Here is a 21,244-nt window from a genome sequence, read left to right as displayed (position 1 = left end):
AGCGGAGACTGAAAGTTATCGGCTAGATCTGGATGCGCACAGCCTGGCGCTCCTCGGCGCTTTGTGTCGCCTGCAACATGGCCGAAGGTGCAAAACCAAACACACGGGCGATCAGCAACGCGGGAAACTGGGCCTGTGCGTTGTTGTAGTCGAGCACCGAGTCGTTGTAGGCCTGGCGCGCAAACGCCACCTTGTTTTCGGTGCTGGTCAGCTCTTCGCTGAGTTCGCGAATGGTGTCGTCGGCCTTGAGTTCGGGGTAAGCCTCGGCCACGGCAAACAAGCGGGCCAGGCTGCCGTCCAGCGCCTGTTCGGCAACGGCCAGCGCCATCACTTCAGGCGCATGCGTGGGCCGGTTGCGCGCGGCGTCGCTGGCCACACGCGCCTGGTTGCGTGCGCTGATCACGGCCTCCAGCGTGTCGCGTTCGTGTTGCAGGTATTTTTTGGCGGCCTCGACCAGATTCGGGATCAGGTCGTAACGGCGCTTGAGCTGCACATCAATCTGGCCGAAGGCGTTGGCGATGATGTTTTTCAGGCGCACCAGCCGGTTGTAGGCGCCCACGGCCCAGAACAGCAGCAGCGCACACACAACAACAAGCACCAGGGACTGGGTAGACATGGGATCTTCTTTCCATTGGCCGCGAAACGGCTGCGACCGGCACCGCGACTTTAGCCGACAAAACCAGGGCCTGTACAGACTGTCGGCACATGCGCAGGCCCCACGTGATACACATGAATTATTGAATTCACAATAAAAAACGCCTCACACCCTTGATACAAGGGCGTGAGGCGCTACGCTTTTTATAGCGATCTGGCGCAGCGATTATTCGCTGGCAGCACCTTCGCTGGTCTGCTCAGGCAGGGCTTCCAGTTCCGCCGCTTCCGCTTCGGCAATGGCACGGCGCTCGGCGTCGTCCATCTGGTCCTTGGCTTTGCGGGCTTCGTGGTAAGCCATACCGGTACCGGCAGGAATCAGACGACCGACGATCACGTTTTCTTTCAGACCGCGCAGCTCGTCGCGCTTGCCCATGATGGCAGCCTCGGTGAGCACGCGGGTGGTTTCCTGGAAGGAAGCCGCGGAAATAAACGAATCGGTCGACAGCGATGCCTTGGTGATACCCAGCAACAGGTTGCTGAAAGTAGCCGGGATCTTGTTTTCGGCACGGAGTGCATCGTTGGCGTCCAGCATGACCGAACGCTCGACCTGCTCGCCGGCGATGTAGCTCGAATCACCCACGTTTTCGACAACCACACGGCGCAGCATCTGACGAACAATCACTTCGATGTGTTTGTCGTTGATCTTCACGCCTTGCAGACGGTAAACGTCCTGCACTTCGTCGACGATGTAACGAGCCAGCTCTTCCATGCCCAGCAAACGCAGGATGTCTTGTGGGTCGGCCGGGCCGTCCACAATCGACTCGCCCTTGTTCACAACCTGGCCTTCGTGCACGAGAATATTCTTCTCTTTCGGCACGAGGTCTTCCCAGACCTTGCCTTCAGGGTCGGTGATCTGCAAACGAACCTTGCCTTTGGTCTCTTTACCAAAGGACACGGTACCGGTCATCTCGGCCAAAGTGCCCTTGTCTTTCGGCGTACGGGCTTCGAACAACTCGGCCACACGCGGCAGACCGCCGGTAATGTCACGGGTCTTCTGGCCTTCAACCGGAATACGCGCCAGCACTTCGCCAGGGCCCACGTCCTGGCCGTCACGCACCTGGACCAACGCACCCACCTGGAAGCCAATCGTCACCGAGTGATCGGTGCCGGGGATCTTGACTTCGTTGCCGGTGGCGTCGATCAGCTTGACCTGGGGACGAACCACCTTGGTCACACCGCGACGCTTGGGATCGATCACCACCATGGTGGACAGACCGGTCACCTCGTCGAGCTGCTTGGCCACGGTCACGCCTTCTTCGAGGTTTTCGAAGAGCACCTTACCGGCGAACTCGGTAATGATGGGGCGGGTCAGCGGGTCCCAGTTGGCCAGGATCAGACCAGCCTTGATTTGCTGGTCGGCCTTGACCGACAGGATGGCGCCGTAAGGCACTTTGTGACGCTCGCGCTCGCGGCCATGTTCATCATGAATGATGATCTCGCCGGAACGGGCAATCACAACCAGCTCGCCCTTGCTGTTGGTCACATAACGCATGGGCGCATTGAAGCCGATCACGCCATTGGACTTGGCTTCGACGCTGGAGGCAATCGCGGCACGGGATGCGGCACCACCGATGTGGAAAGTCCGCATGGTCAGCTGCGTGCCTGGCTCACCGATGGATTGGGCGGCAATGATACCGACCGCTTCACCGATGTTGATCAGGCCACCGCGACCCAAGTCACGGCCATAACACTTGGCGCACAGGCCGAAGCGGGTTTCGCAGGTCAGTGCGGTACGCACTTTGACTTCGTCCACGCCAGCCACTTCGAGCTCGTCGATCAGGTCTTCGTCCAGCATGACGCCGGCCTTGGCCAGCACCGCGCGGTTCTCGGGGTGCAGCACATCTTCAACCGCGGTACGGCCGAGGACACGGTCGCGCAGCGATTCAATGACTTCACCACCTTCAACAATGGCGCGCATCACCGAGCCGTCTTGCGTGCCGCAATCGTCCTGGGTCACCACCAGATCCTGCACCACATCGCACAAACGGCGTGTCAGGTAACCGGAGTTGGCGGTTTTCAGCGCCGTGTCGGCCAGACCTTTACGGGCACCGTGGGTGGAGATGAAGTACTCCAGCACGTTCAGGCCTTCGCGGAAGTTGGCGGTGATCGGCGTTTCGATGATGGAGCCGTCTGGCTTGGCCATCAAACCACGCATACCGGCCACCTGGCGAATCTGGGCTGCGGAACCGCGGGCACCGGAGTCGGCCATCATGTAGATGGAGTTGAAGGAATCCTGCTCGACTTCCTTGCCGTGGCGGTCGATGACCTTCTCTTTCGAGAGCTGGGCCATCATGGCCTTGGAGACCTCGTCGCCCGACTTGCCCCAGATGTCCACCACCTTGTTGTAGCGCTCACCGGCCGTCACCAGACCGGAGACATATTGCTGCTCGATCTCTTTGACTTCCTTCTGGGCGCGGGCAATGATCCCGAGCTTCTCCTTGGGCACCAACATGTCGTCGATACAGATGGAGATACCGGCTTTGGTCGCCAGGCGGAAACCCGACTGCAGCAACTTGTCGGCAAACACCACGGTCTCTTTCAAACCGCACTTGCGGAAAGACACGTTGATCAGCTTGGAGATTTCCTTTTTCTTCAACGCCTTGTTGATGTTGGAGAAAGGCAGGCCCTTGGGCAGGATTTCGGAGAGCAGTGCACGGCCGCCCGTGGTTTCCCACAGTTTGGTCGAGGGCACGAACTCGTTCGTTTCCTTGTCCTTGGTCCACTCGGTCAGGCGCACGCTGATGCGGGCGTTCAGGTCGAGCTCACCCGCGTCAAACGCACGGCGGACTTCGCCGGTGTCCGAGAACACCAGGCCTTCGCCCTTGCCGTTGGTACGGTCGCGGGTCGTGTAGTACAGGCCCAGCACAACGTCCTGCGAAGGAACAATGGCGGGCTCGCCGCTGGCAGGGAACAAAATGTTGTTCGAAGCCAGCATCAGGGTGCGGGCTTCCATTTGCGCCTCGACCGACAAGGGCACGTGAACAGCCATCTGGTCACCGTCAAAGTCGGCGTTGAAGGCCGAACAAACGAGTGGGTGCAACTGGATGGCCTTGCCTTCGATCAGGATGGGCTCAAATGCCTGGATACCGAGACGGTGCAGCGTAGGCGCACGGTTCAGCATCACGGGGTGTTCCTTGATGACCTCTTCCAGGATGTCCCACACGACGGGTGTGCCGGATTCGACTTCCTTCTTGGCCGCCTTGATCGTCGTCGCGATGCCCATGGCTTCGAGGCGCGAGAAGATGAAAGGCTTGAACAGTTCCAGCGCCATCAGCTTGGGCAAACCGCACTGGTGCAGCTTGAGCGTCGGACCCACGGTAATCACGGAACGACCGGAGTAGTCGACGCGTTTGCCCAGCAAGTTCTGACGGAAACGACCGGACTTGCCCTTGATCATGTCTGCCAGCGATTTCAGCGCGCGCTTGTTGGCGCCCGTCATGGCTTTGCCACGGCGGCCGTTGTCGAGCAGCGAGTCGACGGCTTCCTGCAGCATGCGCTTTTCATTGCGGGCAATGATTTCAGGCGCTTTCAGCTCCAGCAAACGGCGCAGACGGCTGTTGCGGTTGATGACGCGGCGATACAGGTCGTTCAGGTCGGAGGTCGCAAAACGACCGCCGTCCAGCGGCACCAGCGGACGCAGGTCCGGCGGCAACACAGGCAACACGTCCAGCACCATCCACTCGGGCTTGATGCCGGATTTCTTGAACGCTTCCATCAATTTCAAACGCTTGGCGTTTTTCTTGATCTTGATTTCGGAACCGGTCAGATCATTGCGCAGCTTGTCGATCTCGATGTCGAGATCCAGGCCTTCGAGCAAGTCCTTGATACCTTCGGCGCCCATCTTGGCGACGTATTCGTCGCCGTATTCCTTGCGCTTGGCGTCGTAGTCGTCTTCCGACATGATGCTGAATTTCTTCAGCGGGGTCATGCCGGGATCGGTCACCACGTAGGCTTCAAAGTACAACACGCGTTCGATGTCGCGCAAGGTCATGTCGAGGACCAGGCCCAGACGCGACGGCAGCGACTTCAGGAACCAGATGTGCGCGCAGGGAGCGGCCAGGTCGATGTGACCCATGCGTTCGCGGCGAACCTTGGTCTGCGTGACTTCAACGCCGCACTTCTCGCAGATGACACCGCGGTGCTTGAGGCGTTTGTACTTGCCGCACAGGCATTCGTAGTCCTTGATGGGGCCAAAAATCTTGGCACAAAAAAGACCGTCGCGCTCTGGCTTGAAGGTACGGTAGTTGATGGTTTCAGGCTTTTTGACTTCGCCGAAAGACCACGAACGGATCTTCTCGGGCGAGGCCATACCGATCTTGATGGCATCGAAATGCTCATCCGGCGTGAATTGCTTGAACAGGTCGAGTAATGATTTCATGAGTTAAATCCTTTTCTTTCCTGCGATTAGCTACGGTCGAGTTCGATGTCGATGCCGAGCGAACGAATTTCCTTGACCAGCACGTTGAACGACTCGGGCATGCCGGCCGTGATGGCGTGTTCGCCCTTGACGATGCTCTCGTACACCTTGGTGCGGCCGACCACGTCGTCGGACTTGACGGTGAGCATTTCCTGCAAGGTGTAAGCCGCGCCGTAAGCTTCCAGCGCCCAGACCTCCATCTCGCCGAAACGCTGTCCGCCGAACTGCGCCTTGCCGCCCAGAGGCTGCTGGGTAACCAGCGAGTAAGGACCGGTCGAACGGGCATGCATCTTGTCGTCCACCAGGTGGTGAAGTTTCAGGAAGTGCATGTAACCCACGGTGGTGGTGCGTTCAAACGCATCACCGGTGCGGCCGTCGTACAACTGCGCCTGGGTGCGAGTGGCGGTCAGGCCCTTGGCCTTGGCCAGATCATCCGGGTACGCCAGTTGCAGCATGCCCATGATCTCGGCTTCGGATGCGCCGTCAAACACTGGTGTTGCAAAAGGCACACCGGTCTTCAGGTTTTGCGCCATTTCCAGGATGTCGGTATCCGACAACTTAGCCAGGTCCTCCACACGACCGGACTTGTTGTAGATCGTTTCCATGAACTTGCGCAGCTCGGCCACCTTGGCTTCGGCTTGCAACATGTCGCCAATGCGATGGCCCAGACCTTTGGCGGCCCAGCCCAAATGCACTTCAAGCACCTGACCCACGTTCATACGGGAAGGCACGCCCAGCGGGTTCAGCACGATGTCGCATGGCGTACCGTCGGCCATGTGCGGCATGTCTTCGACCGGAACGATCTTGGACACCACGCCCTTGTTGCCGTGACGGCCGGCCATTTTGTCGCCGGGTTGCAGGCGGCGTTTGACGGCCAGGTAAACCTTGACCATCTTCAGCACGCCGGCTGGCAGCTCGTCGCCCTGCGTGAGCTTCTTGCGCTTCTCTTCGAAAGCCAAGTCGAAGCTGTGGCGCGTCTGCTCCATCGAGTTCTTGATGCTTTCGAGCTGTGTCGCCACTTCGTCATCCGCAGGACGGATGTCGAACCAGTGGTACTTCTCGACATCGGCCAGATAGGCCTTGTCGATCTTGGTGCCCTTGGCCAGCTTTTTCGGACCGCCGTTGGCGATCTTGCCGTTGAGCAGCTTTTCGATACGGTCAAACGCATCGGCTTCCACAATCCGCAGCTGGTCGTTCAGATCCAGACGGAAACGCTTGAGCTCGTCGTCAATGATCTGCTGGGCGCGCTTGTCGCGCACGATGCCTTCGCGGGTGAAGACCTGCACGTCGATCACCGTGCCTTGCGAGCCCTGGCTCACGCGCAACGAGGTGTCTTTCACATCGCTGGCTTTTTCGCCGAAGATGGCGCGCAGCAGTTTTTCTTCCGGCGTCAGCGTGGTCTCGCCTTTTGGCGTGACCTTGCCGACCAGCGTGTCGCCCGGCTGGACTTCAGCACCGACATAAATAATGCCGGACTCGTCCAGACGGTTGAGCTGTTGCTCGGACAGGTTGGGGATATCGCGGGTGATCTCTTCCGAGCCCAGCTTGGTATCACGCGCCATCACCACGAGTTCTTCGATGTGAATCGAGGTGTAGCGGTCTTCGGCCACCACGCGCTCGGAAATCAGGATCGAATCCTCGAAGTTGTAGCCGTTCCAGGGCATGAAACCGATCAGCATGTTCTGACCAATGGCGATTTCACCCAGGTCGGTCGATGCGCCGTCGGCAATCACGTCGCCCTTGGCCAGCTTGTCGCCGATACGGACGATGGGGCGCTGATGAATGTTGGTGTTCTGGTTGGAACGCTGGTACTTGATCAGGTTGTAGATGTCCACGCCAACTTCGCCGGCGAGGGCTTCTGCATCATTCACACGCACCACGATGCGGGTTGCATCGACATAGTCCACCACGCCGCCACGGTTGGCGGTCACCACGGTGCCGGAGTCGACCGCAGCAACGCGCTCGATACCGGTACCGACCAGCGGCTTTTCAGGACGCAGCACAGGCACGGCCTGACGCGACATGTTGGCGCCCATCAGCGCGCGGTTGGCGTCATCGTGCTCCAGGAAAGGCACCAGCGACGCAGCCACGGAAACGATCTGCGCAGGCGACACGTCCATGTACTGGATGCGTTCAGCACTCACCAGCACGGACTCGCCGTTTTCACGGGCAGACACCAGGTCACCCGTCAGCGTGCCGGCATCGTCCAGCGCCGCATTGGCCTGGGCGATCACGTATTTGCCTTCTTCGATGGCCGACAAGTAGTCGATCTGGTCGGTGATCTTGGCGTCCACCACACGGCGATACGGTGTTTCAATGAAACCGTATTCGTTGAGGCGGGCGTACAAGGCCAGCGAGTTGATCAGACCGATGTTCGGGCCTTCAGGCGTTTCAATCGGGCAGACGCGACCGTAATGGGTCACGTGCACGTCACGTACTTCAAAACCTGCACGTTCGCGGGTCAAACCACCGGGGCCAAGGGCCGAAACACGGCGCTTGTGGGTGATCTCGGCCAGCGGATTGGTCTGGTCCATGAACTGCGACAGCTGCGAGGCGCCGAAGAATTCTTTCAACGCAGCCGAAATCGGCTTGCTGTTGATCAGGTCATGCGGCATCAGCGGCTCTTGCTCGGCCTGACCCAGACGCTCTTTCACGGCCTTTTCGATACGTGCCAGACCGGTGCGGTACTGGTTCTCGGCGAGTTCGCCGACACAACGCACGCGGCGGTTGCCGAGGTGGTCGATGTCATCGACTTCGCCATTGCCGTTACGCAGGTCGACCAGGATTTTGACAACCGCGAGGATGTCCTCGTTGGTCATGACCATGGGACCGGTGGATGAGTCGCGGCCCACACGGGCATTGAACTTCATGCGGCCAACCTTGGACAGATCGTAGGTATCCGGGTTGTAGAACAGGCGCTGGAACAAGGCCTGGACGGCGTCTTCCGTAGGCGGCTCGCCGGGACGCATCATGCGGTAGATCGCCACACGTGCGGCAAACTCGTCCGCCGTTTCGTCGGAACGCAGGGTCTGCGAAATGTAGGAACCCTGGTCGAGTTCGTTGGTGTACAGAACTTGCAGGTCCTGCACGCCGGCGACGCGCAGCTTTTTCAGCAACAGCTCGCTCAACTCGTCATTGGCCTTGGCGATGATTTCGCCGGTATCGGCATCCACGATGTTCTTGGCGACCACGCGGCCGATCAGGAAATCTTCAGGCACGCTGATCGTGGAGGTGCCGCTCTGCTCGAGTTCACGGGTGTGGCGCACGGTGATACGTTTGTCTTTCGCGACCACGACCTTGCCGTTTTTGTCGGTGATGTCGAAACGGGCGACTTCGCCGCGCATACGCTCGGCGACGAATTCCATTTGCGCGCCACTGTCCATCAGGCGGAAGTTGTCGAACACAAAGAAGTTCGCGAGGATGGACTCGGGGTTCAGGCCAATGGCCTTGAGCAAAATCGTGACCGGCATCTTGCGGCGGCGGTCAACACGGAAATACAACACGTCTTTCGGATCGAATTCGAAATCGAGCCAGGAGCCGCGGTAAGGGATGATACGTGCCGAAAACAGCAGCTTGCCCGAGCTGTGGGTCTTGCCCTTGTCGTGTTCAAAAAACACGCCGGGGGAACGGTGCAACTGGGACACAATCACGCGCTCTGTGCCGTTGATCACGAACGAGCCCTTGTCAGTCATGAGCGGAACTTCGCCCATGTAGACTTCCTGCTCTTTCACTTCCTTGACGACCTTGGACTGTGAAGTCGAGGATTCGCGGTCATAAATGATCAGTTGAACCTTGGCGCGCACGGCCGAGGCGAAAGTCAGGCCACGGGTCTGGCATTCACGCACATCAAACGCAGGCTTGGCCAGGTTGTACTCGATGAACTTCATCTCGACAAAACCGTTGTGCGAGACGATGGGGAAGGCGTTTTCAAACGCAGCCTGCAGGCCTTCAACGGTACGCTTTTGTGGCGCACGGTCGGCTTGCAGGAACGCCGTGTAGGCGTCTTTCTGCATCTGCAACAGGTAAGGAACATTCAGCACGCTTTCGCGGCTGCCGAAACTTTTGCGAATTCGCTTGCGTTCGGTATAGGAATAGGCCATGAGTTCTCCGCTTTAATGGGACACAAACAAGTATGCAAACTGGTTTGCTAAGCTCTGGCGACTGTCTTGAATGAATACACCACGTAATCAAACAGACTTGGTGGTTGGCCACTACCAACCATGGCGGACGGCAACGCATTGCACGTTGCCCGAACCAAGGCGCTTCCTGCAGTCGGGGTCAGGAAGCACTGGCAAGGAGATTTTCTTCAAATCTGCTTGCCAGTATTTCCAACGAGGTTAAAAAACCGCGTGTATGCGGCGTTTTTAACGGTATGCCTTGAAGCACGAAAGGCTGGAAGCCGAGATCGGTCTTCCAGCCTTTGTAGAACACAAGGATTACTTGAGTTCGACTTTCGCGCCTGCGTCTTCGAGCTTCTTCTTGGCTGCTTCTGCGTCGGCCTTAGGAGCGGCTTCCTTGACAGCCTTTGGTGCGCCGTCAACCAGGTCCTTGGCTTCTTTGAGGCCCAGACCGGTGATTTCGCGCACGGCCTTGATGACGGACACCTTGTTGGCGCCGGCTTCCAGCAACATCACGGTGAAGTCTGTCTTCTCTTCAGCAGCAGCAGCAGCGCCGCCGCCAGCAGCAGCAGGAGCAGCCATGGCTGCAGCGCTTACGCCAAATTTCTCTTCGATGGCTTTCACCAGGTCGTTGAGTTCGAGGACCGTCATGCTATCCAGCGCGGTCAAAAATGCGTCTTTATCGAATGCCATTTTGATTTCCTAAAAAAGTTGGGGTCTAGTTAAGCCGCTACGGCTTCGGGTGCTGCTTCTGCTGCAGGGGCGTCGCCGCCACCTTTTTTCGCCGCCAGCGCGCCCAGCACAACGGCCGTACGCGACATGGGCGACATCAGCAAGCCACACACCTGGGCCAGCAACACTTCCTTGGAAGGGATGTTGGCCAGTTGCTTCACGCTGTTCACGTCCAGGACTTTTCCTGCCATTGCGCCTGCGCGAATCACCAACTTGTCGTTGGTTTTCGCGAAGTCGGCTACCACCTTGGCGGCAGCAACAGCATCGACGGAAAAGCCGTAGATCAGCGGACCGGTCATCTGGTCGGACAGGACGTCAAACGCGCTGCCTGCCACGGCACGGCGAGCCAGGGTGTTTTTCAACACACTCAGGTTCACGCCTTTGTCGCGGGCTTGGCTGCGAAGCTTGGTCATGTCAGCGACCGTGATGCCACGGTATTCCGCTATCACGAGCGTTTGAGCTTTAGCGGCGAGGCCTGTCACATCATCAATGACGGCTTGTTTCTCACTGCGGTTGAGACTCAAGGTCTACTCCTTAATGTTGTGTCTTGCAAACTGCGCTTTCACGCGGCCTGCGCAACACGCCTATATTCAGCGACCAACTGTTTCAGATTCTTTGCAAAACCATCTGCAGCGGGACCGCCATCTGCGTTGGCTGTCTTTCGATTAAGCGGCTGGTTTTTCAACCTGCCGCGCCAACGGTCCTGGATAGCCTGCCGGAATCAAAAACTCCGGCAGCCCACCACATTGAACAGCCCTTGCGGGCCGCTCAAATTTTCGCGATTACGCCGCGATGGTTTGCGTGTCGACGCGAACGCCCACACCCATCGTGGACGAAACGGCCACTTTACGCAAATACACACCTTTGCTCGACGCAGGCTTGGCCTTGGTCAAAGCGTCGATCAATGCAGCCAGGTTGCCCTTGAGCTTGTCATTGTCGAAAGAACGACGACCAATGGTGCCATGCACAATACCGGCTTTGTCGACGCGGAACTGGACTTGACCGGCTTTGGCGTTTTTAACTGCCGTTGCCACATCAGGCGTGACCGTGCCAACCTTGGGGTTGGGCATCAAACCACGTGGGCCGAGGATCTGGCCCAGGGTACCGACGATACGCATGGCATCCGGCGATGCGATCACGACGTCGAAGTCCATCTTGCCAGCCTTGATGTCGGCAGCCAGATCGTCCATACCGACGATGTCAGCACCGGCGGCCTTGGCTTCTTCGGCCTTGGCGCCTTGCGCAAACACGGCGACACGTTTGGTTTTACCGGTACCGTTGGGCAGCACGACGGCGCCACGAACGACCTGGTCGGATTTCTTGGCATCGATGCCGAGCTGCACAGCCACGTCGATGGACTCATCAAACTTGGCAACAGCGAATTCCTTGACCAGACCCAGGGCGTCAGCCACTGCGTACAGTTTATTGGTGTCGATCTTGTCGCCAATGGTTTTCTGGCGTTTGGTCAACTTGCTCATACAACACCCTCCACCGACACGCCCATGGAGCGGGCCGTACCGGCAATCGTGCGAACTGCAGCGTCGAGGTCTGCAGCCGTCATGTCTTTCATTTTGGTCTTGGCGATTTCTTCCAGCTGTGCGCGGGAAATCTTGCCAACCTTCACCGTGTGCGGCGTGGACGAACCCTTGTCGAGCTTGATGGCCTTTTTGATCAGGACGCCTGCAGGAGGTGTCTTGATCACAAAGGTGAAACTCTTGTCGGCAAATGCCGTGATCACCACAGGCAGTGGCAGACCTGGCTCAACACCCTGGGTCTGCGCATTGAATGCCTTGCAGAACTCCATGATGTTCAGGCCACGCTGACCGAGCGCAGGGCCGATCGGGGGGGATGGGTTGGCCTTACCAGCTGGCACTTGCAGCTTGATGAAGCCGACGATTTTTTTCGCCATACTTTTCTCCTTGCGGGTGATAACGCCAGCACCGTGTCACGAATGACGGGCCCTGGCTCCCCGGGGGTTACACAACTCTGGATTCAAGCGGTTTGCACCGCCTTCCGCGCCGAGTCGCAAAGCGCGGATAAATCAGGTTTTTTCGATCTGGCTGAATTCCAGCTCGACGGGTGTGGCACGACCAAAAATCGTGACCGACACACGCACTTTGTTCTTTTCGTAGTTGACTTCTTCGACGGTGCCGTTGAAGTCGGTGAATGGGCCATCCTTGACGCGGACATATTCGCCCGTTTCAAACTCGACCTTGTGCCGCGGCTTCTCGGTGCCAACCTGCATCTGGCTCACGATTTTCTGCACATCTTCTTCAGAAATCGGAGCCGGACGGTTTTTGGCACCACCGACAAAACCAGTCACCTTGTTGGTGTGTTTCACCAGGTGCCAAGTCTCGTCGTCCATGACCATCTCAACCAGTACGTAACCCGGGAAGAAACGGCGCTCCGTCGTTTTCTTCTGGCCGTTCTTGATTTCGACGACCTCTTCGGTAGGCACCAGAAAACGGCCGAATTTGGCCTGCATGCCAGCGCGGTTGATGCGCTCGACAATATTGCGCTCAACGGCTTTTTCCATGCCCGAATAGGCATGCACCACGTACCACTGCATGCCGGGCGTCGGCTGCAGGGATGCGCCAGCTGCCACTTCGCTGATCACGTCACCGTTTATATCGCTCATTATTTCTTCCACCCCAGTATCAGGTCGTAAAACACCCACTCAAGCGTTTTGTCGGTGAGCCACAAAAAGAGCGCCATCACCACAACAAAGGCAAAAACGTAGGCCGTCATCTGCATGGCTTCCTTGCGGGCAGGCCACACCACTTTTCTGACCTCACGCCAGGAATCGCGACCAAAGGCCACAAATTGCTTGCCAGGCTCGGAGGTCATGAAGACGACCACGGCGGCCACCAGACCAACGATCAAACCGCCCCACTGGGCAATTTGCCCCTGCTTGCCCAGCAGGTAGAAGCCCGCGAGCGAGCCCACGACCAAGGCCACGGCGAGGGCCAACTTGGCCTTGTCAGCGGTGGTGCTGACGGTTTCGACTTGAGAAGTGGCCATGATTGCCTGATTTCCTGTTCTTCATCACATGTCTTCTCAGACACTTAAGCCCACCTGGGGTCTTTTGGACTCCCGGCGGGCTTGCATAGTTCTATTTCACACCACGCTCGGCTTCAGGCCATGCTGAAAGCCGGGTGGCAGGGGCGGAAGGAATCGAACCATCAACCTTCGGTTTTGGAGACCGACGCTCTGCCAATTGAGCTACGCCCCTACAGCAAACCTTTTAATACTTACGCAATGATCTTGGCAACAACACCAGCGCCGACGGTCTTGCCGCCTTCACGGATGGCGAAACGCAGACCTTCTTCCATGGCGATCGGGTTGATCAGCTTGACGGTGATCGACACGTTGTCGCCTGGCATGACCATCTCTTTGCCTTCTGGCAACTCGATCGCACCGGTCACGTCCGTGGTACGGAAGTAGAACTGGGGACGGTAGTTGTTGAAGAAAGGCGTGTGACGGCCGCCCTCATCCTTGGACAAGACATAGATCTCGCCAGTGAAGTGGGTGTGTGGCTTGATCGAACCTGGCTTGCACAACACTTGGCCGCGCTGCACGTCTTCACGCTTGGTGCCGCGCAGCAAGATACCGACGTTGTCGCCGGCCTGACCCTGGTCCAGCAGCTTGCGGAACATTTCCACGCCGGTGCAGATGGTTTTTTGCGTATCGGCAATACCGACGATCTCGAGTTCTTCGCCGACCTTGATGATGCCGCGCTCGACACGACCGGTCACCACGGTGCCGCGGCCGGAGATGGAGAACACGTCTTCCACAGGCATCAGGAAAGCACCGTCCACGGCGCGTTCTGGCAGGGGAATGTAGCTGTCCAGTGCGTCGGCCAGCTTCATGATGGCTTCTTCGCCCAGGGGACCCTTGTCGCCTTCCATGGCGAGCTTGGCGCTGCCGTGGATGATGGGGGTGGCGTCGCCAGGGAAATCGTATTTGTCGAGCAGCTCGCGCACTTCCATTTCAACGAGTTCGAGCAGTTCGGCGTCGTCCACCATGTCGCACTTGTTCAGGAACACGATGATGTAAGGAACACCCACCTGACGGGCCAGCAGGATGTGCTCGCGGGTCTGGGGCATGGGGCCGTCAGCGGCCGAGCAAACCAGGATCGCGCCGTCCATCTGGGCAGCGCCGGTGATCATGTTTTTCACATAATCGGCGTGGCCTGGGCAGTCAACGTGAGCGTAGTGGCGGTTCGCCGTTTCGTATTCGACGTGGGCGGTATTGATGGTGATACCGCGGGCTTTTTCTTCCGGTGCCGCATCGATCTGGTCGTAGCCTTTGGCTTCCCCGCCGAACTTCAGTGCCAGCACGGTCGTGATCGCTGCCGTCAGGGTTGTCTTGCCGTGGTCAACGTGACCAATCGTGCCGACGTTGACGTGCGGCTTGGTCCGCTCAAATTTGCCTTTTGCCATTTTTCGACTCCAAATACCTTAAGGGTTTACTTACGAAATTTGTTTACAAACCACTCACACCAACCAGCCAGCAGAAGCAAGCGCGGAGCTTGCCTCTGCTGAAATGGTGCCCATTCCGGGAATCGGACCCGGGACCTCTCCCTTACCAAGGGAGTGCTCTGCCACTGAGCCAAATGGGCCAAATTCAAACTATCGCCAAAAAACCAGCTTAACTGCCATGGAGCGGGAGACGGGAATCGAACCCGCGTCATTAGCTTGGAAGGCTAGGGTTCTACCATTGAACTACTCCCGCATCGACCGCTTCAAACTCAAGCGACCCCGAAAAACGGCATTCCAACTACCCAGACACACGCCTGCAAAATCAATTATCACTGGTGGAGAGGGCTGGATTCGAACCAGCGTACTCGTTAGAGGGCAGATTTACAGTCTGCTGCCATTAACCACTCGGCCACCTCTCCTTCGGCGAACCTCAGATTATGCCATGGAATTTTGACAAAAGACAATTCGCGATCACAAGTGACTACCACTGAATCACGGAAAAGCCTTTTTCCCGCAAAAAGTCGTTGGCGGCGCTGAAATGCCCGCAGCCAAGAAACGGTTTGGGTGGACGCAAAGCCGACAAAGGCGAAGGGTGATTGGCGGTCAACACCCGGTGGCGGCCATCGATCAACACCTGTTTGGCCTGGGCGTGGGCACCCCATAACAAAAACACCACCGGCTCAGGTTTGGCCGACACCGCGCTGATCAACTGGTCCGTCAGCAGCTCCCAACCTTGCTTGGCATGGCTGGCGGGTTGCCCGTCCTCCACGGTCAGGCCGGTATTGAGTAACAACACGCCCTGGCGCGCCCAACGCTCCAGCTTGCCGCTGATGTGCACCTCGGCATGGATCTGCGGATCGCGCGCCAGCTCCTTGAAGATATTGCGCAGGCTGGGCGGCGGTTTGACCCCCTCGGCCACCGAAAAAGCCAGGCCATGCGCCTGGCCGGGGCCGTGGTACGGGTCCTGGCCCAAAATCACGACCTTGACCTCGGCCAATGGCGTCAACTCCAGCGCGCGAAAAGGCTGCGGCGGGTAAATCGTGGCGCCGGCGGCCAGGCGCTGGCTGACAAAAGCGCCCAGTTGCCGGCCCGTGGCGCTGGCCAGGAACTGGGCGACCAAGGCCGACCAATCGGCGGCCACCGGCCAGTCGGTCGGATTCCAGCCCTGCAGCTGCGGCGCAGACCCAGCCCCTGTCAAATCGGGTTTCGACATGTTCTCAAAGGCCAAATCGGCCTGCAGCCCTTGTGGTACGGACATAGACAGCTATCGAATAAATAGCAATTAACAGTCCGGGAACAGGCCGGCCAGCGCCACGCCCGGGTCCTCGGCCCGCATGAAGGCCTCGCCCACCAGAAAGGCGTTGACCTTGGCTGCACGCAGGCGCGCCACGTCGGCCGGCGTCGAAATACCGGACTCGGTGACCAGCAGGCGCTCGGCCGGCACGTCTTTCAACAGATTCAAGGTGTTGTCCAGCGAGACCTCGAAGGTCTGCAGGTTGCGGTTGTTGATGCCCAACAGCGGTGTTTTCAGCTTGAGGGCGCGCTCCAGTTCGACGCGGTCATGCACTTCCACCAGCACCGCCATGTCCAGCGACAAAGCCAGCGCTTCGAAGGCCTTCAGTTGCGCGTCGTCCAGGCAGGCGGCGATCAGCAAAATGCAGTCGGCGCCCATGACACGTGATTCGTAGACCTGGTAGGGATCAACGATGAAATCCTTGCGCAACACCGGCAGGCTGCAGGAGGCCCGGGCTTGTTTCAGGTAGTCGATGCTGCCGCGGAAGAAATCCTTGTCAGTCAGCACCGACAAACAGGCGGCGCCATGTTCGGCATAACTTTGGGCGATGTCCGCGGGCACAAAGTCGGCCCGCAATACCCCTTTCGAGGGGCTGGCTTTTTTGATCTCGGCGATCACGGCTGGTTTGCCGGCGGCGATTTTGCTGCGCAGGGCGCCGACAAAATCACGCGTGTTGAGGCGTGATTCGGCATCTTCACGCATCAGGGCCAGCGGTTTGCGCTTGATCGCCGCGGCGACCTCTTCGTGCTTGACCGCCACAATTTTGTTCAGGATATCGGACATGGTGTTTCAGGCTGCCAGTGAGGTGGAGGTGGTCACAAGCTGTTCCAGCTTGTTTTTCGCGGCGCCGGAGTCGATGGCCTTGCGGGCCAGTTCAATGCCGGCCTTCATGCTATCGGCCACATTCGCCGCATACAGCGCGGCGCCGGCATTGAGCAACACGATGTCGCGGGCGGCACCGGGCTCCTTGTCCAGCACGCCTTTGAGCATCTGCATCGATTGCTCGGGTGTTTCCACACGCAGCGCGCGGTTGCTGGCCATGGCCAGGCCGAAGTCTTCGGGATGGATTTCGTACTCGGTGATTTCCCCGTTTTTCAGCTCGCCAACCACGGTGGCCGCGCCCAGTGACACTTCGTCCATGCCGTCTTTGCCGTACACCACCAGCGCATGTTCGGTGCCCAGGCGCTGCAAGGCGCGGATCTGGATGCCGACCAGGTCGGGGTGAAACACACCCATCAGGATGTTGGGCGCGTCGGCCGGGTTGGTCAGGGGCCCGAGGATGTTGAAAATGGTGCGCACGCCCAGTTCCTTGCGCACCGGCGCGACGTTTTTCATCGCCGGGTGGTGGTTGGGCGCAAACATGAAACCGATGCCAACCTGCGCGATACATTGGGCAATCGCTTCCGGCGACAGGTTGATGTTGATGCCCAAGGCCTCCATCACGTCGGCGCTGCCGGACTTGCTGCTGACGCTGCGCCCGCCGTGTTTGCTGACCTTGGCGCCGGCCGCGGCCGCGACAAACATGGCGCAGGTCGAGATGTTGAAGGTGTGCGAGCCGTCGCCGCCGGTGCCGACAATGTCGACCAGGTGGGTTTTGTCGGCCACATGCACCTTGGTCGAAAACTCGCGCATGACCTGGGCCGCGGCGGTGATTTCACCAATGGTTTCCTTCTTGACGCGCAGGCCGGTGATCAGCGCCGCCATCATGACGGGCGACAGGTCGCCGCTCATGATCAGACGTACGATCTTGAGCATCTCGTCGTGGAAAATCTCGCGGTGTTCGATGGTGCGCTGCAGCGCTTCCTGGGGGGTGATTTTGTTGCTCAAAGGCATGATGTGCTCTCGTCCCTTGTATCAATGAGAAGGATTGTCGGACAAGGCCAGCTTCAAGCCAAATCCTATAAACATGGCGCCGGCGACACGGTCCAGCCAGTGCAGGCGCTGCTGCAAGGCGTCCAGACGTTGGCCCAGCCAGGCGGACGTCAAGGCCCAGCCGAGGTTGACAGCCAGCCCGTTCAGGTTGAACACCAGCCCCAGCAGCAAAAACACCAACGCCTTGTTCTCCACGCCGGGGGCGATGAACTGCGGCACAAAGGCCAGGAAAAACAGCGCCACCTTGGGGTTCAGCACATTGGTCCAGAAACCCTGAAAAAATATGCGTTTTAGGCCTGTAGCCCCGGTGGGATGGGCGTAAGCAGCTCCTGAATCAATAGCGAAACCGGAGACCTTGCTGCTCAGCAGGCGAATCCCCACGTACAGCAGGTAGGCCGCGCCCAGCCACTTGAGCAGGGTGAAGGCAGTGCTGGACGCCGCCATCAGCGCGCTGAGGCCCAGCGCCGCCGCCGCGATGTGCACAAAACAGCCGGCCGTGATGCCCAGGGCCGCCACCATGCCGGCGCGTGCGCCGCGGCGCAGGGCATGCGTCACGATGTAAAGCACGTCCGGGCCGGGGGTCAGGTTCAGCAACAGCCCGGCGACGATAAACAGCGCCAGGTTGTCCACGCCAACCATCAGCGCTGCTCCAGGAAGTTTTTCAGCATGGCATGGCCGTGTTCGGTCAATATCGATTCGGGGTGAAACTGCACACCCTGGATCGCCAGCTCCTTGTGGCGCACACCCATGATCTCCCCATCGTCGGTCCAGGCGGTCACCGCCAGCACTTCCGGGCAGGTCGATTTTTCAATCGCCAGCGAGTGGTAACGGTTAACGGTGAACTGCGCCGGCAAGTCGGCAAACACGCCTTCCTGCGTGGTGCTGATCACGCTGGTTTTGCCATGCATGAGTTGCTGCGCGCGCACGATCTTGCCGCCAAAAGCCGCCCCGACTGACTGGTGGCCCAGACAGACACCCAGAATCGGCAACTTGCCGGCAAAGTGCTGGATCGCCGCCACCGAAATGCCGGCTTCGGCCGGCGAGCAGGGGCCGGGGGAAATCACCAGCCGGTCCGGCGCACGCGCCGTTATACCTTCCAGCGTGATTTCGTCGTTGCGAAAAACTTCGACCTCGGCGCCCAGCTCGCCCAAATACTGGACGATGTTATAGGTGAAGGAGTCGTAGTTGTCGACCATCAGGAGTTTGATTTTGCGGCTCATGATTTACTCCAGACCTTCTTCAACCAGTTCGCTGGCGCGTAACAGCGCGCGTGCCTTGGCTTCGGTTTCTTTCCATTCCAGCTCGGGCACCGAATCGGCGACCACGCCGGCCGCCGCCTGCACATACAAAGTCTGGTCCTTGATGATGCCGGTACGGATCGCGATCGCCACATCCATGTCGCCGGCATAACTCAGGTAACCACAAGCGCCGCCATAGAGGCCGCGTTTGGTCGGCTCGAGCTGGTCGATCAGTTCCATCGCATGCACCTTGGGTGCGCCGGTCAGGGTGCCGGCCGGGAAAGTGGCTTTGAGCACGTCCATGCTGGTCATGTTGTCCAGCAACACACCTTCGACATTGCTGACGATGTGCATCACATGGCTGTATCGCTCAACCGCAAAAGCCTCGGTCACCTTGACCGTGCCGGTCTTGGCGATACGGCCGATGTCGTTGCGTGCCAGGTCGATCAGCATCACGTGTTCGGCGCGTTCTTTCGGGTCATTGATCAGTTCCTGCTCAACCGCCTGGTCGGCCTCGGGCGAGGAAGCGCGGGGCCGTGTGCCGGCGAGTGGCCGAATCGTGATTTTCTGACCCTGTTCCACCTGCTCCTGGCGCACCAGGATTTCAGGCGAGGCGCCCACCACATGGAAGTCTCCAAAGTGGTAGTAATACATGTAGGGGCTGGGGTTGAGCGAACGCAGCGCGCGGTACAGGCTCAGCGGCGACTCGGTATACCGCTTCTTGATGCGCTGGCCGACCTGCACCTGCATGAAGTCACCGGCCTCGATGAGTTTTTTGGCACGCTCCACGGCGGCGATGTAGTCGGCCTTGGCAAAGTCGCGCTCGGCCGGGTAACCCTGGGACGGTTTGACCACCGGGGCGCTGACCGAATATTTCAGCTGCTCCTTGAGCTGGCGCAGGCGTTTTTTGGCGTTGGCATACGCCTCGCTCTGGCCCGGATCGGCATACACAATCAAATACAGCTTGCCCGAAAGGTTGTCAATCACCGCCAGCTCTTCACACTGCAGCAACAGAATGTCGGGGCAGCCCAGGGTATCGGGCGGACACGAGGCCGCTAACTTTTTCTCGATGTAACGCACCGTGTCGTAACCGAAATACCCGGCCAGGCCGCCGCAAAAACGCGGCAGACCGGGCCGCAGCGCGACCTTGAAACGTTTCTGGTAGTCGCTGATGAAATCCAGCGGGTTGGCCCTGGAGGTTTCAATCACCTGCCCGTCTCTCACCACCTCGGTCAGGACATCGGCGCCAAAACCACTGGCACGCACCAGGGTGCGAGCCGGCAGGCCGATAAAGCTGTAGCGGCCAAAACGTTCGCCGCCAACCACCGACTCCAGCAAAAAGCTGAATTTGCCGCCGTCTTTGGAATGCGCGAGTTTGAGGTATAGCGAGAGCGGGGTTTCGAGGTCGGCAAACGCCTCCACCATCAAGGGGATGCGGTTGTAACCCTGCTGCGCAAGGCTTTTGAATTCAAGTTCTGTGATCACGGCTGGGTTCCTTCACCGGTGGACCCACGCGCCTGGCGTGGCCACCCATCATTCAAGAGGCCCCGGGACGGGGCTGGGATGCCCTTGCCATCGGCAAGAGCGCATCAAACACACATGGCGGTCGAGGCGAACAGCCCCCCGCATGCAACAGCTGCGGTCAGGCCCGCCAGGGCCAGGCTCCCCGGTCGCTGCTACCTGTTTGAATGATGCGGTGAATGAACATAGGAAGCCAAAGTGTAGCAAAGACCCGGGCCGGTGGCGACGCCGGCCGCCCATGCTCGCAAACCCTGTTGTCCCGGCCCCGACTCGCTTACAAAATGGCACACACAAGCGAACGGTCGTTCTATTTTCTGGAGACACGCATGAAATTGGTCAAACAATGGGCGCTGGGACTGGTGCTCGGAATGATGGCACTCGGGGCGGCAGCCGCGACCGTCGACGTGGGTGGCGTCAAGATGGAGGACGCCACCGATGTGCGTGGCGCCAAACTGGTGCTCAACGGCGCCGGGATTCGCTACAAAGCCGTGTTCAAGGTTTATGCCGCCGGTTTGTACCTGGGCAAAAAATCCGCCACCCCGGAAGAAGTGCTGGCCACCCCCGGCGTCAAACGCATGCAGATCACCATGTTGCGCGACATCGATTCCAACGAGTTAGGCAAACTGTTCACACGTGGCGTGCAGGACAACGCGCCCAAAACCGAGATGTCCAAGCTGGTGCCCGGCCTGATCAAGATGGGCCAGCTTTTTGCGGACCAGAAAAAACTGCTGGCCGGCGACGTGTTCACCATCGACTGGGTTCCCGGCACCGGCGCGGTGATTTCCGTCAAGGGCGTGCCCCAGGGCGAGCCCTACAAGGAGCAGGAATTTTTCAACGCGCTGATGCGTATCTGGCTGGGTCCCGAGCCAGCCGACTGGAAACTCAAGGACGCCCTGCTCGGCAAAGGCCTCTGAGCG

General features: G+C 59.1%; 18 protein-coding genes and 4 tRNA genes. 1 reads left to right on the top strand and 21 read right to left on the bottom strand.

The window, feature by feature from the left end; genetic code table 11:
* Window positions 1-22: 22 nt before the first annotated feature.
* From ACHMXK_RS21130 to trpE, 21 genes are all read right to left on the bottom strand, one after another.
* A complete protein-coding gene (locus tag ACHMXK_RS21130) occupies window positions 23-616 on the bottom strand; it encodes a LemA family protein (protein ID WP_397442647.1) in 594 nt (197 codons plus the stop codon).
* A gap of 204 nt (window positions 617-820) precedes the next feature.
* Window positions 821-5,032 (bottom strand): DNA-directed RNA polymerase subunit beta', encoded by a 4,212-nt coding sequence (gene rpoC, locus ACHMXK_RS21125; protein ID WP_397442646.1) that lies wholly within the window; start codon window positions 5,030-5,032, stop codon window positions 821-823.
* 26 nt (window positions 5,033-5,058) lie between these two features.
* Complete coding sequence (gene rpoB, locus ACHMXK_RS21120; RefSeq protein ID WP_397442645.1) at window positions 5,059-9,171, bottom strand: DNA-directed RNA polymerase subunit beta; 4,113 nt, start codon at window positions 9,169-9,171, stop codon at window positions 5,059-5,061.
* Between the two features lie 178 nt (window positions 9,172-9,349).
* Window positions 9,350-9,502: a hypothetical protein gene (locus tag ACHMXK_RS21115; RefSeq protein ID WP_397442644.1), complete on the bottom strand. Its 153-nt coding sequence runs from the start codon at window positions 9,500-9,502 to the stop codon at window positions 9,350-9,352.
* A gap of 5 nt (window positions 9,503-9,507) precedes the next feature.
* Window positions 9,508-9,882 carry a 50S ribosomal protein L7/L12 gene (rplL, locus tag ACHMXK_RS21110; RefSeq protein ID WP_397442643.1) on the bottom strand — a complete coding sequence of 125 codons (375 nt, stop codon included), beginning with the start codon at window positions 9,880-9,882 and terminating at the stop codon, window positions 9,508-9,510.
* A 29-nt stretch (window positions 9,883-9,911) separates the two neighbouring features.
* A complete protein-coding gene (rplJ, locus tag ACHMXK_RS21105) occupies window positions 9,912-10,445 on the bottom strand; it encodes a 50S ribosomal protein L10 (protein WP_397442642.1) in 534 nt (177 codons plus the stop codon).
* Window positions 10,446-10,703: 258 nt separating this feature from the next.
* Window positions 10,704-11,399 carry a 50S ribosomal protein L1 gene (rplA, locus tag ACHMXK_RS21100; protein WP_397442640.1) on the bottom strand — a complete coding sequence of 232 codons (696 nt, stop codon included), beginning with the start codon at window positions 11,397-11,399 and terminating at the stop codon, window positions 10,704-10,706.
* Window positions 11,396-11,830, bottom strand: a complete 435-nt coding sequence (gene rplK, locus ACHMXK_RS21095) for a 50S ribosomal protein L11 (protein ID WP_007871338.1) — start codon at window positions 11,828-11,830, stop codon at window positions 11,396-11,398. Before rplK ends, rplA begins: the two co-directional genes overlap by 4 nt.
* A gap of 132 nt (window positions 11,831-11,962) precedes the next feature.
* Window positions 11,963-12,490, bottom strand: a complete 528-nt coding sequence (nusG, locus tag ACHMXK_RS21090) for a transcription termination/antitermination protein NusG (protein ID WP_397442742.1) — start codon at window positions 12,488-12,490, stop codon at window positions 11,963-11,965.
* Between the two features lie 68 nt (window positions 12,491-12,558).
* The gene (secE, locus tag ACHMXK_RS21085) at window positions 12,559-12,942 is read right to left on the bottom strand and encodes a preprotein translocase subunit SecE (protein WP_397442639.1); all 384 of its coding nucleotides are present in this window, start codon (window positions 12,940-12,942) and stop codon (window positions 12,559-12,561) included.
* A gap of 135 nt (window positions 12,943-13,077) precedes the next feature.
* Window positions 13,078-13,153: transfer RNA gene (locus ACHMXK_RS21080), tRNA-Trp, on the bottom strand.
* A gap of 19 nt (window positions 13,154-13,172) precedes the next feature.
* Window positions 13,173-14,363 (bottom strand): elongation factor Tu, encoded by a 1,191-nt coding sequence (tuf, locus tag ACHMXK_RS21075; protein ID WP_397437112.1) that lies wholly within the window; start codon window positions 14,361-14,363, stop codon window positions 13,173-13,175.
* A gap of 104 nt (window positions 14,364-14,467) precedes the next feature.
* A tRNA-Thr gene (locus ACHMXK_RS21070) sits at window positions 14,468-14,542 on the bottom strand.
* Window positions 14,543-14,581: 39 nt separating this feature from the next.
* Window positions 14,582-14,655, bottom strand: a tRNA-Gly gene (locus ACHMXK_RS21065).
* An 80-nt stretch (window positions 14,656-14,735) separates the two neighbouring features.
* Window positions 14,736-14,821: transfer RNA gene (locus tag ACHMXK_RS21060), tRNA-Tyr, on the bottom strand.
* Window positions 14,822-14,883: 62 nt separating this feature from the next.
* The gene (locus ACHMXK_RS21055; RefSeq protein ID WP_397442741.1) at window positions 14,884-15,615 is read right to left on the bottom strand and encodes a uracil-DNA glycosylase; all 732 of its coding nucleotides are present in this window, start codon (window positions 15,613-15,615) and stop codon (window positions 14,884-14,886) included.
* A 69-nt stretch (window positions 15,616-15,684) separates the two neighbouring features.
* Window positions 15,685-16,479 (bottom strand): indole-3-glycerol phosphate synthase TrpC, encoded by a 795-nt coding sequence (gene trpC, locus ACHMXK_RS21050; protein ID WP_397442638.1) that lies wholly within the window; start codon window positions 16,477-16,479, stop codon window positions 15,685-15,687.
* A 6-nt stretch (window positions 16,480-16,485) separates the two neighbouring features.
* A complete protein-coding gene (trpD, locus tag ACHMXK_RS21045; RefSeq protein WP_397442637.1) occupies window positions 16,486-17,529 on the bottom strand; it encodes an anthranilate phosphoribosyltransferase in 1,044 nt (347 codons plus the stop codon).
* Window positions 17,530-17,550: 21 nt separating this feature from the next.
* Window positions 17,551-18,207 carry a LysE family translocator gene (locus tag ACHMXK_RS21040; protein WP_397442636.1) on the bottom strand — a complete coding sequence of 219 codons (657 nt, stop codon included), beginning with the start codon at window positions 18,205-18,207 and terminating at the stop codon, window positions 17,551-17,553.
* Window positions 18,207-18,788, bottom strand: a complete 582-nt coding sequence (locus tag ACHMXK_RS21035; RefSeq protein ID WP_397442635.1) for an aminodeoxychorismate/anthranilate synthase component II — start codon at window positions 18,786-18,788, stop codon at window positions 18,207-18,209. Before ACHMXK_RS21035 ends, ACHMXK_RS21040 begins: the two co-directional genes overlap by 1 nt.
* Before the next feature lie 3 nt (window positions 18,789-18,791).
* A complete protein-coding gene (gene trpE / locus ACHMXK_RS21030) occupies window positions 18,792-20,291 on the bottom strand; it encodes an anthranilate synthase component I (RefSeq protein ID WP_397442634.1) in 1,500 nt (499 codons plus the stop codon).
* A gap of 362 nt (window positions 20,292-20,653) precedes the next feature.
* Between trpE and ACHMXK_RS21025 the strand changes: the two genes are divergently transcribed.
* Window positions 20,654-21,241, top strand: coding sequence for a chalcone isomerase family protein (locus ACHMXK_RS21025; protein ID WP_397442633.1), 588 nt, complete (start codon window positions 20,654-20,656; stop codon window positions 21,239-21,241).
* The last annotated feature ends 3 nt before the right edge of the window (window positions 21,242-21,244 follow it).

This window comes from Polaromonas sp. UC242_47 (genome assembly GCF_044452385.1).
Taxonomy (GTDB): domain Bacteria; phylum Pseudomonadota; class Gammaproteobacteria; order Burkholderiales; family Burkholderiaceae_C; genus Polaromonas.
The sequence above is the reverse complement of the archived record's forward strand: the minus strand, read 5'-3'. Positions and strand labels throughout refer to the sequence as shown.

Coding starts and splice junctions, on each gene's coding strand:
- ACHMXK_RS21130 (WP_397442647.1), bottom strand. CDS start 616: ATGTCTACCCAGTCCCTGGTGCTTGTTGTTGTGTGTGCGCTGCTGCTG.
- rpoC (WP_397442646.1), bottom strand. CDS start 5,032: ATGAAATCATTACTCGACCTGTTCAAGCAATTCACGCCGGATGAGCAT.
- rpoB (WP_397442645.1), bottom strand. CDS start 9,171: ATGGCCTATTCCTATACCGAACGCAAGCGAATTCGCAAAAGTTTCGGC.
- rplL (WP_397442643.1), bottom strand. CDS start 9,882: ATGGCATTCGATAAAGACGCATTTTTGACCGCGCTGGATAGCATGACG.
- rplA (WP_397442640.1), bottom strand. CDS start 11,399: ATGAGCAAGTTGACCAAACGCCAGAAAACCATTGGCGACAAGATCGAC.
- rplK (WP_007871338.1), bottom strand. CDS start 11,830: ATGGCGAAAAAAATCGTCGGCTTCATCAAGCTGCAAGTGCCAGCTGGT.
- nusG (WP_397442742.1), bottom strand. CDS start 12,490: ATGCAGTGGTACGTGGTGCATGCCTATTCGGGCATGGAAAAAGCCGTT.
- secE (WP_397442639.1), bottom strand. CDS start 12,942: ATGGCCACTTCTCAAGTCGAAACCGTCAGCACCACCGCTGACAAGGCC.
- tuf (WP_397437112.1), bottom strand. CDS start 14,363: ATGGCAAAAGGCAAATTTGAGCGGACCAAGCCGCACGTCAACGTCGGC.
- ACHMXK_RS21055 (WP_397442741.1), bottom strand. CDS start 15,615: ATGTCGAAACCCGATTTGACAGGGGCTGGGTCTGCGCCGCAGCTGCAG.
- trpC (WP_397442638.1), bottom strand. CDS start 16,479: ATGTCCGATATCCTGAACAAAATTGTGGCGGTCAAGCACGAAGAGGTC.
- trpD (WP_397442637.1), bottom strand. CDS start 17,529: ATGCCTTTGAGCAACAAAATCACCCCCCAGGAAGCGCTGCAGCGCACC.
- ACHMXK_RS21040 (WP_397442636.1), bottom strand. CDS start 18,207: ATGGTTGGCGTGGACAACCTGGCGCTGTTTATCGTCGCCGGGCTGTTG.
- ACHMXK_RS21035 (WP_397442635.1), bottom strand. CDS start 18,788: ATGAGCCGCAAAATCAAACTCCTGATGGTCGACAACTACGACTCCTTC.
- ACHMXK_RS21025 (WP_397442633.1), top strand. CDS start 20,654: ATGAAATTGGTCAAACAATGGGCGCTGGGACTGGTGCTCGGAATGATG.